The 14738-nt window shown below is 48.1% G+C and carries 14 protein-coding genes; 8 read left to right on the plus strand and 6 right to left on the minus strand.

The annotated features are described in order from the left end of the window. Positions 1-46: 46 nt before the first annotated feature. Positions 47-529, minus strand: coding sequence for an NUDIX domain-containing protein (locus AELLOGFF_RS17095; protein ID WP_159270218.1), 483 nt, complete (start codon positions 527-529; stop codon positions 47-49). Positions 530-662: 133 nt separating this feature from the next. Here AELLOGFF_RS17095 and AELLOGFF_RS17100 point away from each other — a divergent pair, with 133 nt between their 5' ends. Continuing rightward, the gene (locus AELLOGFF_RS17100) at positions 663-1448 is read left to right on the plus strand and encodes an SDR family NAD(P)-dependent oxidoreductase (RefSeq protein WP_159270219.1); all 786 of its coding nucleotides are present in this window, start codon (positions 663-665) and stop codon (positions 1446-1448) included. 1 nt (position 1449) lies between these two features. Here AELLOGFF_RS17100 and hemW read toward each other — a convergent pair whose 3' ends face one another. From hemW to trxA, 4 genes are all read right to left on the minus strand, one after another. Then, positions 1450-2619 (minus strand): radical SAM family heme chaperone HemW, encoded by a 1170-nt coding sequence (hemW, locus tag AELLOGFF_RS17105; RefSeq protein ID WP_159270220.1) that lies wholly within the window; start codon positions 2617-2619, stop codon positions 1450-1452. Between the two features lie 104 nt (positions 2620-2723). Continuing rightward, positions 2724-4187, minus strand: a complete 1464-nt coding sequence (ubiD, locus tag AELLOGFF_RS17110) for a 4-hydroxy-3-polyprenylbenzoate decarboxylase (protein ID WP_159270221.1) — start codon at positions 4185-4187, stop codon at positions 2724-2726. A gap of 81 nt (positions 4188-4268) precedes the next feature. Further along, on the minus strand, positions 4269-5537 hold the full coding sequence (gene rho / locus AELLOGFF_RS17115; protein ID WP_159270222.1) for a transcription termination factor Rho: 1269 nt from the start codon (positions 5535-5537) through the stop codon (positions 4269-4271). A 229-nt stretch (positions 5538-5766) separates the two neighbouring features. Beyond that, positions 5767-6093: a thioredoxin TrxA gene (trxA, locus tag AELLOGFF_RS17120; RefSeq protein ID WP_159270223.1), complete on the minus strand. Its 327-nt coding sequence runs from the start codon at positions 6091-6093 to the stop codon at positions 5767-5769. Positions 6094-6177: 84 nt separating this feature from the next. Here trxA and AELLOGFF_RS17125 point away from each other — a divergent pair, with 84 nt between their 5' ends. From AELLOGFF_RS17125 to waaA, 3 genes are all read left to right on the plus strand, one after another. Further along, on the plus strand, positions 6178-7161 hold the full coding sequence (locus AELLOGFF_RS17125) for a hypothetical protein (protein WP_159270224.1): 984 nt from the start codon (positions 6178-6180) through the stop codon (positions 7159-7161). Beyond that, complete coding sequence (gene elbB / locus AELLOGFF_RS17130) at positions 7158-7811, plus strand: isoprenoid biosynthesis glyoxalase ElbB (RefSeq protein WP_159270225.1); 654 nt, start codon at positions 7158-7160, stop codon at positions 7809-7811. Before AELLOGFF_RS17125 ends, elbB begins: the two co-directional genes overlap by 4 nt. Before the next feature lie 91 nt (positions 7812-7902). Beyond that, the gene (waaA, locus tag AELLOGFF_RS17135) at positions 7903-9189 is read left to right on the plus strand and encodes a lipid IV(A) 3-deoxy-D-manno-octulosonic acid transferase (RefSeq protein ID WP_159270226.1); all 1287 of its coding nucleotides are present in this window, start codon (positions 7903-7905) and stop codon (positions 9187-9189) included. A 17-nt stretch (positions 9190-9206) separates the two neighbouring features. Here the strand turns inward: waaA and AELLOGFF_RS17140 are convergent, their stop codons facing one another. Next, complete coding sequence (locus tag AELLOGFF_RS17140) at positions 9207-10646, minus strand: TolC family outer membrane protein (RefSeq protein WP_159270227.1); 1440 nt, start codon at positions 10644-10646, stop codon at positions 9207-9209. Between the two features lie 121 nt (positions 10647-10767). On the opposite strand from AELLOGFF_RS17140, the gene AELLOGFF_RS17145 reads away from it, so the two are divergent. From AELLOGFF_RS17145 to parE, 4 genes are all read left to right on the plus strand, one after another. After that, positions 10768-11211, plus strand: coding sequence for a DUF1249 domain-containing protein (locus AELLOGFF_RS17145; protein ID WP_235035682.1), 444 nt, complete (start codon positions 10768-10770; stop codon positions 11209-11211). 76 nt (positions 11212-11287) lie between these two features. Then, positions 11288-12094 (plus strand): metallophosphoesterase, encoded by an 807-nt coding sequence (locus tag AELLOGFF_RS17150; protein ID WP_159270229.1) that lies wholly within the window; start codon positions 11288-11290, stop codon positions 12092-12094. Continuing rightward, positions 12091-12684: a YqiA/YcfP family alpha/beta fold hydrolase gene (locus AELLOGFF_RS17155; protein WP_159270230.1), complete on the plus strand. Its 594-nt coding sequence runs from the start codon at positions 12091-12093 to the stop codon at positions 12682-12684. The genes AELLOGFF_RS17150 and AELLOGFF_RS17155 overlap by 4 nt, the downstream gene beginning before the upstream one ends. A gap of 97 nt (positions 12685-12781) precedes the next feature. Continuing rightward, a complete protein-coding gene (parE, locus tag AELLOGFF_RS17160; protein WP_159270231.1) occupies positions 12782-14671 on the plus strand; it encodes a DNA topoisomerase IV subunit B in 1890 nt (629 codons plus the stop codon). Positions 14672-14738: the final 67 nt, after the last annotated feature.

Raw genomic sequence — 14738 nt, forward strand, 5'->3', positions numbered from 1 at the left:
AGTGGAGTTATCTGCCAATGTTAATAAGCCCGTTTCAGTTGCTGAATTAATTATCGAGTTTCGTTTTTATCCAGTCAGATAGTGCGAGTCCGGTTCCCATTGGCCAGGGTTTAATGTCGGCGATTGGGGTGATTTTGTAATCATCAAGTTCGTGGTTAAGTTTAATTTCTCCAGCGGCTTTGACGTGGTAGGCAATAATAACCTGATTTTGTTGGGCAAAAGGGTAAACACCAACCAGTGAAGTTTCTAAGGCATGGAGATTGAGTTCTTCCATTGTTTCCCGTCGGGCACACTCTTCAGGATCTTCTCCCGCTTCTAGAAAACCAGTGATAATTGAATAAAATGATTTTGGCCAAGTTACGTTATGGGCCATGACTACACCGCCCTCTACTTCTACAATCATGGCGATAACAGGAATTGGGTTATTCCACAGTACAAACCCGCAGGCAGTGTCTGGGCAGCCTTTGCGAATTTCCCCGTCAATGAGTCTTTCGGCAATGGGGCTGGCGCATTGGGGGCAGAAATTCATGGTGTGACCTCGTGGTGATTGCTAGTTCGCGGTTATTGTTAGCGTGACGGTTTAGATTTTGCCATAGACTGGTGGTGTGCGACCATGATTATGACGGAGCTTGTGCTTATTACGTAGAGAGTATGGTGTTGCTATGGATCTAAAATTAAAGAATAAAATTGCCTTAGTTACGGGAAGTAATCGCGGCACGGGTCAGGTTATCGCACATACTTTGGCCAGGGAGGGTGCCACGGTGGTGTTTCACAGTAATGAAGAGGGTGAAGCCACAGAGGTGATGGCTGCTACTTCTGCACAGGTGGTTTGGGGTGATATTGCCAGCGAGCAAGGTTGTGAACAGGTATTGGATCAAGTGTCTGCCAGCGTTGGAGCGGTAGATATTTTAGTGAACAATTATGGCACGGCGACCGCCGGTAAATGGGCTAGCAGTGGCAGTGATGACTGGTTGGATATGTATCAGAAAAATGTGCTTTCGGGGGTGCGTTTAATTCAGGGCTTAAGTCCCGCTATGCGAGAAAAGGGCTGGGGGCGTATTGTCCAGTTGGGGACGATTGGTAGTCATCAGCCTAATAGTATTATGCCGCATTATTATGCGTCCAAGGGAGCCTTGGCAACAATGGGCGTAAGTTTAAGCAAGGAGCTAAGTCATTCCGGTATTACCGTGAATACGGTTTCTCCGGGTTATATTCGTACCGCAGAATTGGAGGCGGGTTTTCGTCGTCGCGCCAAGAAAAAAGGCTGGGGTGACGACTGGGCGGATATAGTAGAAAAAATTGTAGAAACTGAGTATCCCAACCCCAGTGGACGTATTGCTGAACGTCAAGAAGTGGCGGATTTAGTCGCTTTTATTTGCAGTGATTTGGCGGGCTTTATTAATGGCCAGAATATTAGAATTGACGGCGGTGCGGTCTGTTACGTTTAGTTTAGTCTGGGAGGAACTCGGCTAATATACTGTCTAGCATGTCATAGCCGCGGTGGGTCGGTGCGTATTTGTCTTGGTCTACCATGAGCAAGCTGGTATTGGTAAGACGTGAGATGGTATCGGCAATAACTTGCCAAGACAGATTGGTGCGTTGTTCAAATAATTCAGCCGAAAACCCCTGCCGTAAACGCAGGGCATTCATCATAAATTCTAGCGGTAAATCATCTGCGGCAATGGTGTCAATTTTACTGCTCCGCGATGGGCTGCGTGACAGGTAATCTTCAGGCTTGCGGGTTTTTTGGTAGCGAATAATTTGGCCATTTTCTTGTGTTATTTTTCCATGTGCGCCAGCGCCAATAGCGAGGTAGTCACCAAACTGCCAGTAATTTAGGTTGTGGCGTGATTGATGGCCAGCTTTCGCGTAAGCAGAGACCTCGTAACGTTGAAAGCCTGCGTCGCTAAGAGCTTGTGAGCCCGCGTTTTGGATGCGATGCATATCGGTTTCCAGCGGCAAGCGGGGTGGTCGTTTATAAAATTCCGTATTGGGTTCAATTGTGAGTTGGTACCAACTGATGTGCGGTGCTCCGGCGTTGATCGCAAGATTGATATCCTGGACAGCTTCGGCTTGGCTTTGATTATTTAGGCCGTGCATTAAGTCGACATTAAAATTACTAAACCCTGCCTTTTGCGCACAGCTTATTGCCCGTAAGGCATCATCACTGTCGTGAATTCTGCCGAGCTTTTGGAGCTGGCTAGGATCAAAGCTTTGCACGCCAATAGAAAGCCGGTTGATGCCGCTTTCTCTATATCCGTTAAAGTGGGATTGCTCAACGGTGCCAGGGTTTGCCTCAAGGGTGATTTCGATGTCTGGCGCAAAGCGAATCCGATGTTGAAGTTCTGTTAATAACCGTTGGTAGGCCTCAGGACTAAATAAGCTGGGGGTGCCGCCACCGATAAAAATACTCTGCAGTTCGCGTCCCTGAATAAAGGCTAAATCTTGGTCGAGGTCTTCCAGCATCGCACTGATATAGGCTTGTTCTGGCAAGGTGTCTTTTTGTTCGTGGGAGTTAAAGTCGCAATAGGGGCATTTGCGCACACACCAGGGGATGTGAATATAGAGTGATAGCGGTACGTTAAGTGTCGTTGGCGTTGCTGTGGCTGGCGATGACATGCGGATGGCTGCGGTGATGGTGATAATGACGGGAGTGTACAGCAAGCAGCTGATTGTGGCTTGTTATGCTAGCCATTGCGCCGGGCTGAAGCTATACAAGGTTTTTAGTTCAGCCCTAACTTATCCCAAATATCATCTATTTTTTTGACGACAGCGGGATCTTTTACGATTGGGCGTCCCCACTCGCGGGTTGTTTCGCCGCCTATTTTATTTGTCGCATCCATTCCCATCTTCGATCCTAAACCGGAAACCGGCGAGGCAAAATCGAGATAATCGATGGGGGTGTTTTCGACTAATACTGTATCGCGGGCGGGATCCATGCGGGTGGTAATGGCCCACATTACGTCGTTCCAATCCCTGGCATTGACGTCGTCATCGCAAACAATGACAAATTTGGTGTACATAAACTGGCGCAAAAATGACCACACACCAAACATGACGCGTTTGGCGTGACCGGGATATTGTTTTTTAATGGTTACCACCGCCATACGGTAAGAGCAGCCTTCTGGTGGCAAATAAAAATCGACAATTTCAGGAAACTGCCTTTGCAGTAAGGGCACTAGCACTTCATTTAAGGCGACGCCTAATACGGCGGGCTCATCTGGTGGCCGTCCGGTATAGGTGGTGTGGTAAATTGGTTTTTTGCGATGACTGATATGGGTAACGGTGAAAACCGGAAAGCTGTCTACTTCGTTATAGTAGCCGGTGTGGTCACCATATGGCCCTTCATCGGCCATTTCCTCAGGGTCTATATAGCCTTCTAAAATGAATTCAGCTGTCGCCGGAACCTGTAAATTATTGCTCAGGCATTCGGTGAGTTCTGTTTTGCTGCCCCGCAATAAACCGGCAAAGGCGTACTCACTGAGTGTATCGGGAACAGGGGTTACAGCGCCGAGTGTTGTGGCTGGGTCAGCGCCGAGAGCCACTGAAATGGGGAACCTCTCACCGGGATGAGTTTCTTTAAATTCTTGAAAATCCAGTGCGCCACCGCGATGCGAAAGCCAGCGCATAATCAGCTTGTTTTTAGCGATTAGCTGCATCCGATATATGCCGAGATTTTGCCGTTCTTTATTTGGCCCACGGGTAATCACAAGTGGCCACGTTATCAGGGGAGCGGCATCGTCGGGCCAGCAGGTTTGGATTGGCAGGGTGTGCAGATCAATGGCGTCACCTTCAATCAGGCATTCCTGGCAGGCGGCACCACTCACCATTTTTGGTCCCATATTTAAGACTTGTTTGAATATGGGAAGCTTGCTCCAGGCGTCGCGCAACCCTTTTGGTGGGTCGGGTTGGCGTAGGAAAGCAAGTAATTCACCGACTTCATGCAAGGCTTTAATGTCGTCTTTGCCCATACCCATGGCAACGCGTTTTTCGGTGCCAAACAAATTTGCCAAGACAGGCATGTCGTAGCCAATAGGGTTTTCAAAAAGTAGGGCAGGGCCACCGGCGCGAAGCACGCGGTCACAGATCTCAGTCATTTCTAGATTAGGGTCAACGGGGTGGTTGATACGTTTTAATTCACCCTGTTTTTCTAAATGACGAATAAACTCTCTGAGGTCTTTATACATAGGGCTGGCGCATTAGGTAAGTGTTAGGTTTGAGGGGTGGCGCAGTTTGGCGGAATGCGTGCCTCACTGCGCGGTGCTAACTTACTTGCGTTTCATAGAGTCAAAAAAGTCTGCATTGGTCTTGGTGTCTTTGAGTTTATCAATTAAGAACTCAATGGCTGCTGTGTCTTCCATGCCGTGTAATAGCTTGCGAAGAATCCACATTCTGGCCAACTCTTCTTCGCCAGTTAATAGCTCTTCACGGCGAGTGCCTGAGCGACGAATATTAATGGCGGGGTAGACACGTTTCTCGGCAATTTTACGGTCGAGGTGGAGTTCGTTATTACCGGTGCCTTTGAACTCTTCGTAAATAACCTCGTCCATTTTTGAGCCGGTATCAATCAATGCGGTTGCGATAATAGATAAGCTGCCGCCTTCTTCTACATTACGTGCTGCACCAAAGAAGCGTTTTGGACGCTCCAGAGCGTGGGCATCAACACCACCGGTCAACACCTTGCCTGAGCTAGGCACAATGGTGTTATAAGCACGGGCAAGGCGAGTAATAGAGTCGAGTAAAATAACAACATCACGCTTGTGTTCTACTAGGCGTTTTGCTTTTTCAATAACCATTTCAGCAACTTGGACGTGACGCGCTGGTGGCTCGTCAAAGGTAGAAGCAACAACTTCTGCGCCGCGAACCCCAACTGAACGCTGCATTTCAGTTACTTCTTCTGGGCGTTCGTCAATCAGCAATACAATGACGTAACATTCTGGGTTGTTGCGAATGATGCTCGAGGCAATATTCTGCAACATGAGGGTTTTACCCGCTTTCGGCGGCGCAACAATCAAGCCGCGCTGACCTTTACCAATTGGCGCAGCGAGGTCAATGATACGACCCGTTAAGTCTTCGGTGGAGCCGGTGCCCATTTCGAGGGTCAGACGCTCGTTGGGGAATAGCGGTGTTAGGTTTTCAAACAGAACTTTGTTCTTGGACTGCTCGGGGCGAGTGAAGTTGACTTGGTCAACCTTTAGCAGAGCGAAGTAGCGCTCGCCCTCTTTAGGTGGCCGGATTTTACCGGCGATGCTGTCGCCGGTGCGCAGATTAAAGCGTCGAATTTGGCTGGGAGAGACATAGATATCGTCTGGCCCGGCTAGGTAAGAACAGTCGGCGGAGCGTAAGAAGCCAAAGCCGTCTTGCAGTATTTCTAATACGCCATCTCCGTGAATATCTTCACCGCTTTTGGCGTGGCGTTTGAGTATGGAGAAGATGATATCTTGTTTGCGAGAGCGGGCAATATTGTCTAGGCCGCTTTCTTTTGCAATATCGAGTAATTCTTGGGCTGATTTTGTTTTTAGGTCGGTCAGATTCATAGGTATATGGATTTAGTGGTATCAATTAGACAGGATATAAGCGAGACGCGGGGTAGGCGGAAAAAGGGAAGCCTGAACGAGCTCGACGAGTTAAGCTGATGCGAATTTAAAGGTTATTTATTGGGTTTTCTTTGAAGGATCTTGCGCACTCTACCACTGTTATCTCAGGGCGTCTAGTGTTTAGAGTAAGCTCGTTCAGTTAAATTACTGAACGAGCTACAAGGCATTATTACAGTGCTGAATTAACAAAATCCATCAATTGAGTTTTTGATAATGCGCCTACTTTGGTTGCTTCGGCATTGCCGCCTTTGAAGATCATCAGCGTGGGAATACCACGAACGCTGAATTTCGCTGGCGTATCGCTGTTGGCATCAACGTCGATTTTGCAGATTTTGATTTTTCCAGCGAATTCGCTAGAAATCTCGTCAAGAATGGGGGCAATCATTTTACATGGGCCACACCACTCAGCCCAAAAATCAACAAGGACAGGCAAATCAGACTTCAGCACGTCTTCTTCAAAACTGCTGTCGGTGACGTGAACGATGTTGTCGCTCATGTTAGTTCTCCGAATAAACATCATAAGATAAAGGATGTGCGATGATAGCACAGGAATTATCGGGATGTGAAAAGGGTGAGTGATGTGAATTTGTCTGTTGGCTCGTATTTGGCGGCGATTGATATGGGGTCAAACAGTTTTCATTTGTTAATTGCGCAGGTGATGCCGGATGGCTGGCGTCAGGAGTATGCAGCCGAGCAAAAGGTGCAGTTGGCTGCCGGCAGTGACGACGGCTATTTAAAAGAGGAAGCTCAGGCGCGGGCACTGGCATGTTTGCGGGATTATCAGAATATCATCGCCCAGTATTCGCTGACAGAATTACAGGTGGTGGCAACGGCCTCGTTGCGAGGGGTAATGAATGCTGAGCCGTTTCTTACTGCGGTAGAGCGCTTACTCGGCGTGCGGCCTAATACCATAAGTGGCCCTCGTGAGGCGGAGTTGGTTTATCTCGGTGTGAGTTCGGGGTTATCTTCTGGCGGTGAAGCGGCCATGACGCCAGCATCTATTGTGGTTGATATAGGTGGCGGCAGTACCGAACTTGCTTTGAGTTCGGGCTCGGAGTTGGTTCATGGGCTTAGCGTTGATGTCGGTTGTTTGCGGTTCTTGCGCTATTTTCCCGAGGGAAAGTTGTGTCGAGCGCATTTTTCGGCCGCATATAAGGCGGCACTGGCGATGTTTACTCAAGCATTGTCTGATTTTCCAGCGTCCTTTTTGGAACCATCGCCCCGTGTCATTGGTTGTTCGGGGACGCTGCTTGCCGTGGAGCAAGTACTTTTAGCGCAGCAAAAAATAGTGGATGGTGAGCTTAGGGGAATTCATATTACGCCTTTGCGGGCATTGGCAGATAACCTGTCTTTGTTTAATACAATAGACGAAGTTTGTTATCAGGGCTTGAGTGAAGATAGGCGGTCAATTTTTGCATCGGGGGTGGCAATCGTGCTGGCTTTATTTGAGGCCCTAGGTATTGATAGCATGGACATTTCAACACGTGGTTTACGTGAAGGCATTATTGAAAGCCGGTGTGTGACAAGCCGGTTGAGATTTCAGCAAGGAGGACAACAGCAATGAAAAAAGTCGCACTAATCTTATCGGGTTGCGGTGTTTACGATGGTTCCGAGATATATGAGACGGTGCTTACCATGTTATCGATTGAAAACCATGGCGCAACTTATCAATGCTTCGCGCCCAATGTGACGCAGCTGCATGTTATCAACCATTTAACGGGTGAAGTCGCAGAGGGCGAATCACGCCAAGTACTTGTTGAAGCAGCACGGTTAGCACGCGGAGAGGTAAAAGATTTGGCAGAGGCGAAGGCGGCAGATTTTGATGCGGTGATTATTCCCGGTGGATTTGGTGCGGCCAAGAATTTGTCAGATTTTGCGGTGAAGGGTGCAGAGATGACAGTGCGAGATGACGTTTCTCAGTTCGTTCAGGCAATGCATTCTGCAGGCAAGCCTACGGGCTTAATTTGTATTGCGCCAACGATGGCAGCCAATATTTTTGGTGAAGGAGTAAAATGTACTGTGGGTAATGACGCGGAAGTTGCTGAGGCAATAAACGCGATGGGCGGTAGTCATCAAGATTGCCAAGTTGATAAGGTTTGTATTGATAAAGCAGCCAAGTTGGTGACCACCCCCGCCTATATGTTAGCAGGTAGTATTTCTGAGGCGGCAAAAGGTATTAACCGCTGCGTGGGCGAGGTCTTAGAGATGGCCTAATCTACTTTGGTTTTCTCTTTGCGGCTGGCCTGATTGTCTACGGGTCGTTATGCTGGCCGCATTTGCTTGAGTATGGAAACGTATACCCGACATGTCCCGATTTTTATACACTACCTTTTTCTATTTAATGTTGCCGCTGATCTTGCTGCGCTTGTTGTGGCGCGGTTTGAAAGCGCCAGCTTATCGCTACCGTATTGCTGAGCGTTTTGGTTTTTTTACAGTGCCAGAGCAAAAAAATGGCTTGTGGATTCACGCGGTCTCCGTAGGTGAAAGTATTGCCGCGGCGCCAATCATAGAGCATTTTCTAGCGAATCATCCTAGCTTGCCTGTAGTCGTAACCACTATGACGCCAACGGGGTCAGAGCGTGTAAAGGCGATGTTTGGTGATCGCGTATTTCATGTATACGCCCCTTATGATTTGCCTGATGTAGTAGCGCGGTTTCTAAAGCGGGTGCAGCCCAGCGTTGCGGTTATTATGGAAACGGAAATTTGGCCCAATATGGTGTGTGAAACGGCAGCTAAGGGTATTCCGGTGGTTTTGGCGAATGCACGTTTGTCGGCCCGTTCTTCTCGTGGATATGGGCACTTAGCAACATTAACTCAATCAGTATTCAGTCAGTTTGCACAGGTGGTGGCGCAGTCGGCCGAAGATGGAGCAAGGTTTGTTGACCTCGGGGTGTCGCCGGCCCGTTTGACTGTATCCGGCAGTATTAAATTTGATTTAGCGATTCCCGAAACACTGCGAACAGAGGCTGAGGATTTACGGGTGGTGTGGCTTGGCTCACGGCCGGTATGGATTGCCGCGAGTACCCATGCCGGTGAAGATGAGATTATGTTATCGGCGCATCGTGAACTGCTGCAAAGGCAGCCGCGTGCTTTGCTGTTGTTGGTGCCCAGGCATCCAGAGCGTTTCAATAAAGTGGCGGGGTTAATCTCCGCTGGCGGTTTTAGCTTTCAACGTCGCAGCGACTATAAAGATGGCGTCAGTGCTGAGGATGCTCAGGTCGTCTTAGGTGACACCATGGGTGAGTTGCTACTGTTATTAGGTTGCGCGGATATTGCTTTTGTGGGTGGTAGTCTTATTGAACATGGCGGTCACAATACGCTAGAACCCGCAGCGTGGGGTTTACCGGTGTTAAGTGGCAACAGTGATTTTAATTTCACTGAAATTAGTACGCTGCTGAGTGCCGAAGGCGGTTTGTTAAAATTGGCAGATGCTCAGTCACTGTCAAATACATTACAAGCCTTGTTTACCGATAGTGCACGCGCTCAGCGTCAAGGGGCGGCTGCAAAGCAGGTAGTTGAAAACAACAGGGGGGCGTTGCAACGCTTACTTGCGATTATTGAGCAAGCGTTGCAAGAGCGCGAGGCCATTTAGACCTGCACTCGGAGGTTTTACGATTTTGCGGCTTTGTTTGTTTTACTGCCGTTAAGTGTGACTGGCTCGGGAAGCTGTAACCATTTATTAAGGGCAATGATATCGGCGGGACTTAGGGTGCCGGCATTCAATTTTAACTTCAGCACGTCGATAACGTAGTCATAGCGAGCGTTGGTATAGTCACGCGTTGCCGCGTAAAAGCTGCGTTGAGCATTTAACACATCAACAATATTTCGGGTACCAACGTCATAGCCTGCTTCTGTGGCGTCTAATGCGCTGCGCGTAGAAATAATATTCTGGTGCCGCGCATTGACGGTTTGGACATCGGTGTAGACGGCGATGTGTTGGGCGCGGGTATTGGTAATTACCTGGCGCTGGGTGGTTTGGGCATTGTAGTTGGCGGCGTTGTACTGCTCGTAAGCTTGCCGACGGCTGGCACTGGTTCCGCCTCCTGAGAACAGCGGCATAGTTAAGGTGATTCGCAGGGCGTCAGTTTCTGAGTAGCTGTCAGGTGGAAGCGCAAATGTGCTAGACGGATTATAGATAGTCGTACCATCTAGGTCGTTTTTGGTGTAGCTGAAGCTACCGGCAATTTTGGGTAGATGCTCCATTTTTTTAGCTTGCGCTGTTTGGTAAGCTGAGCTGGCACCGGCATTGGAGACTTGTAGTAATTTGTTGTTTTCCAAAGCAAAGTCTACCCATTCAGCACGGCTGCTAGGCTCAGGCATCGTAATGGGGAAGTCTTTTTTCAGCGACCACAAGTTGTTGTGTTCTTGGCCCGTTAAACTGCTCAGGTTTTCTCTTGCAATGGCCAATGTGCCTTCAAAGCTATATCTCTGTGCCACTGTGCTATCGAAGACTGCGCGAGCTTCATGGACATCGGTAATGGCAATGAGGCCAACATCAAAACGTTGTTGGGTTTGTTCAAGCTGGCGCTTGGCAGCTCGCTCTTCGGCCTTAGAGGCGTCAAGGTTCTCACGGCCTCGAAGCACATTAAAATAGGCTTCGGCGGTACGAACGATTAATTGCTGTTGTTCATAGGCCAATTGGGCTTCGGCTTGTTCTGAGACTTTTTTACCTGCTTTAAAGCTGAACCATGCGGGTAAATCAAAGAGCGCTTGATTTAGTGAGACTGAGTAGTTTTCTGTTTCGCTGTCGGTAGATGCATGCTGGTCAATTACACTCGTTTGACCAAGGTTGTTAGAGGTGATGCTCTTACTTTGCGATTCAGTTTCAGAGTCTTGATAGTAAGCTTGTGCGGTAATCTGAGGAAGCAGGGCGGCACGGCTTAATTTTTCAGTTTCAATATTGGCGCGGTAGGTAGCTTCAGCCGCTTTTAGCTCAGGATCGTTGTTAACTGCTAGCTGATAAACATCAAATAATGTTTCAGCGTGGATAATCTGGCTGCTCAATAGTGCAGCAATGGAGATACTAAGAAGATGACGTTTGGCAATCATAGAGGTAACCTGTCTCCAAAGAGGGAAGGTGGAAAAGCTCTTAAGTGTACCAAACAAACACACATTGAGAATGAATATTAACTAAAGTTATGGAATGTATCGGCATTTCAATGGGAGCCTCGTGGATAAGCACCATTACCGTATAGACCTTAATGGTCATTTGGCTGACTGTGAAATGAACTATCGTCGTCTGCAAAAATTGTTGCCTCGTGATATACCAGAGGGTGGCTGTTTGCGTTTCGCGGTAGCGGCTAATGCGGTGGAACTTCATGTTAAGGAGCGTGCACCCTATACCACAATGATTGAATTGCGATTAGCCAAGCCGCTGTTTGCTGAATTACCGACCCCAACATTGCAGGTTCGTATATACCATGATGCTAATTTGGCAGAGGTCATGGGCGCGCGTGGTTTGCGTCCGGTTAAGCCGCGTTATGAATATCCAAATGTGGCAATGTTTCACCGTGATGAAAAGGCACAGCAAAACCGTTACCTTGGTGAATGGCTAAGTTTGTGTCTTAGGCACGGCCGCTCATTAGAAAATCCCCTGAATATTCTTGAAATATGACGTCGTTCGCGTAATTTCACTGGCGGATGATTAGGGCATCCCGTATAAAACAAGCAAGGAATAATGGGGTTATCCGGTGACTTTGTCTGCTCAAAAAAATACAAGACCACTGACTGTGGTGCAAATCAGTGATTGCCATCTAGGCGCTCATCAAGGCGACAGCTTGCTTGGGATGGATACCGATCATAGTCTTGAGGCGGTGTTGGCCACCATCGCCAGCGAATGTCCGGTTATTGATCTGTTAATTGTGTCTGGCGATATCGCAGCGCATGGTGACGCGGCGTCTTATCAGCGTTTACTGGCGCGTCTTGATGGCGTGGCTTCGCAAATGGTGTGGTTGCCTGGCAATCACGACGATGCCGATCTCATGCTTAGCGTTGCTGGCGAAAAGCTAATGCCGTCAGAATTAGAGCTGGGTGGCTGGCGCTTGGGTTTTTTAAATTCTGCGGTGAAAAATGAAGTGGGTGGCTTGCTGGCGGCCGATCAACTTGAGGTGCTCAAGGGCATTGTGGCGTGCGAGCAACCAAGTTTAGTATTTTTGCATCATCATTTGCGGGCTCTTGGGTGTGCGTGGCTGGATGAGCAGCGAGTTGCCAATGCTGACGATGTGTTTGCTATTGCTGATGCAGGTCCGCAGCTGAAGGCCTTTGTTTCTGGGCATGTTCATCAACACTCTGAAATGGTATTTCAAAATAAAGGCTTGTTAACAACGCCGTCTACGTGCATTCAATTCGCTCCAGATAGTGATTCTTTTGCGCTTGATGACAGTAATCCCGGCTATCGAATATTTTGGTTGGCGGAAAATGGTCAATTTCAAACAAGAGTGTCGAGGGTAAAAGGTGTAACATTCACGGTCGACAATCTGGCAAGTGGTTACGAATGACAGCAGGGCTTATATATATTCACGGGTTTATCTCATCGCCTCAGTCTGTAAAAGCACAGCAGTTGGGGCAATATATTGCAGAGCAGTATCCTAGTATTCACTATATGGTGCCGTCCTTGTCGAATACGCCGGCAGCTGCGTTTCAGCAATTAGATCAATTAGTACAAGATTTTTTGCAGAATAATACCGGCCCCTTAGGGTTAGTTGGCAGCTCTATGGGGGGCTTTTTTGCCACGGCGTTGGCTGAGCGATATCGTCTCCCTGCGGTACTCATCAATCCAGCAGTGCAACCTCATACATTTGGTGAGCATTTTATTGGTGATCATCACAATCCGTATACGGGGGTGGATTTTAGTTTGGGGCTGCAAGATATTGCCGACCTAGAATCGCTACTGGTAAAACCCGATACTGGGCGTTATTGGCTGATGGTCCAAGAGCAGGATGAAACATTGGATTATCGCGATGCCGTAAAATTTTACAGTCGTAGCCAAATGACGGTGGAGCCCGGAGGTGATCATAGCTTCCAGCATTTTGAACGCCACTTGGCGGCTATAGTCACTTTTTTGCAGTTACATCCTACGGCTGGGTAGTTTGGTCAACAACACATATTATTGTTTCCATTCTTTGCTAAGCGTGGAAACGTAGATTAATTCGTCGATGCGGCAAAGCCGCTAACAATGGTTTTAGATGTCACAATATAATTCACAATCTATAGAAGTCCTGACCGGTTTAGAGCCGGTGCGCAAGCGTCCTGGTATGTATACCGATACCACTAGGCCTAATCATTTAGCTCAGGAAGTGATCGATAATAGTGTTGATGAAGCGCTGGCAGGTCACGCGAGCGAAATCGTTGTAACCTTGTTTGCCGATGGTTCGCTGGCCTGTTCTGATAATGGTCGCGGTATGCCGGTGGATATTCATCCTGAGCAAGGGCTGCCCGGCGTCGAAGTTATTTTGTCGACACTGCATGCCGGCGGTAAATTCTCTAATGATAACTACCAGTTTTCAGGTGGTTTGCATGGCGTTGGGGTGTCGGTAGTAAATGCGCTATCTAGCTCATTGGAAATTATCATTAAGCGAGACGGACAGGTTCATCAGATGTTTTTTGCTGATGGCGAGAAAAGCACTGAACTTGCAGTCATTGATAGTTGCGGCAAGCGTAATACCGGTACCTTTATACGGTTTACACCAAACCCTAAGTACTTTGATACGGCGAAATTCTCCGTTCGGCGTTTAAAACATGTATTGCGCGCCAAGGCGGTATTGTGCCCAGGATTGCGAGTAAGTTTTGTTGATGAAACGGGCACAGAAAGTGAAGAGTGGTATTACGAAGATGGCTTACGTGATTATTTAGCTACCCATACTCGTGAATACGACACCCTACCGGCAGAGCCCTTTATCGGCCATTTTAGTGGTCGTACTGAGGCCGTTGATTGGGCTGTGCAATGGTTGCCAGAAGGTGGTGAACCACTTGCTGAATCCTATGTGAATTTAATTCCTACCGCGCAAGGTGGTACCCACGTAAACGGTTTACGCAGCGGTTTGTTGGATGCAATGCGAGAATTTTGTGAATTTCGTAGCTTGATACCCCGTGGTGTAAAATTGGCGCCAGACGATATTTGGGATCGCTGCAGCTATGTATTGTCATCCAAATTGGCAGACCCGCAATTTTCAGGGCAAACTAAAGAGCGTCTCAGCTCTCGTGAAGCCTCAGCCTTTGTCGCCGGTGTTGCCAAAGATGCCTTTAGTCTTTGGTTAAATCAGCACACCGAAGATGCCGAAAAGCTGGCTGAGCTATGTATTAATAATGCTCAAACTCGGTTGCGTAAAGCTAAGAAAGTAGTGCGTAAAAAAGTATCAGCAGGGCCAGCATTGCCGGGAAAATTGGCGGATTGCTCAGGTGTCGATACCGAGCGAGCAGAATTGTTCTTAGTGGAAGGTGACTCGGCCGGCGGCTCTGCAAAACAAGCCCGCGACCGACAGTTTCAAGCTATCTTGCCACTGCGCGGTAAAATTCTGAATACTTGGGAAGTGGATGGCCAACAAATTTTGGCCTCGCAAGAGGTGCATGATATCTCTGTGGCAATGGGAATCGATCCAGAGTCCGATGATTTAAGTGGTCTGCGCTACGGCAAAATTTGTGTGCTAGCTGATGCAGACTCCGATGGTCTGCATATTGCCACTTTATTATGTGCGTTGTTTTTGCGTCATTTCCGCCCCCTAGTCGAGCAGGGTCACGTCTATATTGCCATGCCGCCACTATACCGTATAGATATTGGTAAAGACGTGCATTACGCCTTAGACAATGGTGAAAAACAGGGAATTCTTGATCGCTTAGAAGCCGAGAATAAACGCGGCAAAATATCGGTCACGCGCTTTAAGGGCTTGGGTGAAATGAATCCGCTGCAGCTGCGTGAAACGGTTATGGATCCTAATACACGGCGTTTGGTGCGTCTGGCCATAGAAGACGGTGATGAAACCGATGGTTTGATGGATATGCTCTTGTCAAAAAAACGCGCTTCAGATCGCAAAACATGGCTAGAGGCTAGTGGCGATGAGGCGGAAGTCTTATTATGATTGTAGCGTTAATTTTTGGTCTGTAAATTGCCAGATATCTTCAATTTGGCAATCATCGTTCTTAATA

This window comes from Zhongshania aliphaticivorans (assembly GCF_902705875.1).
Taxonomy (GTDB): domain Bacteria; phylum Pseudomonadota; class Gammaproteobacteria; order Pseudomonadales; family Spongiibacteraceae; genus Spongiibacter; species Spongiibacter aliphaticivorans_A.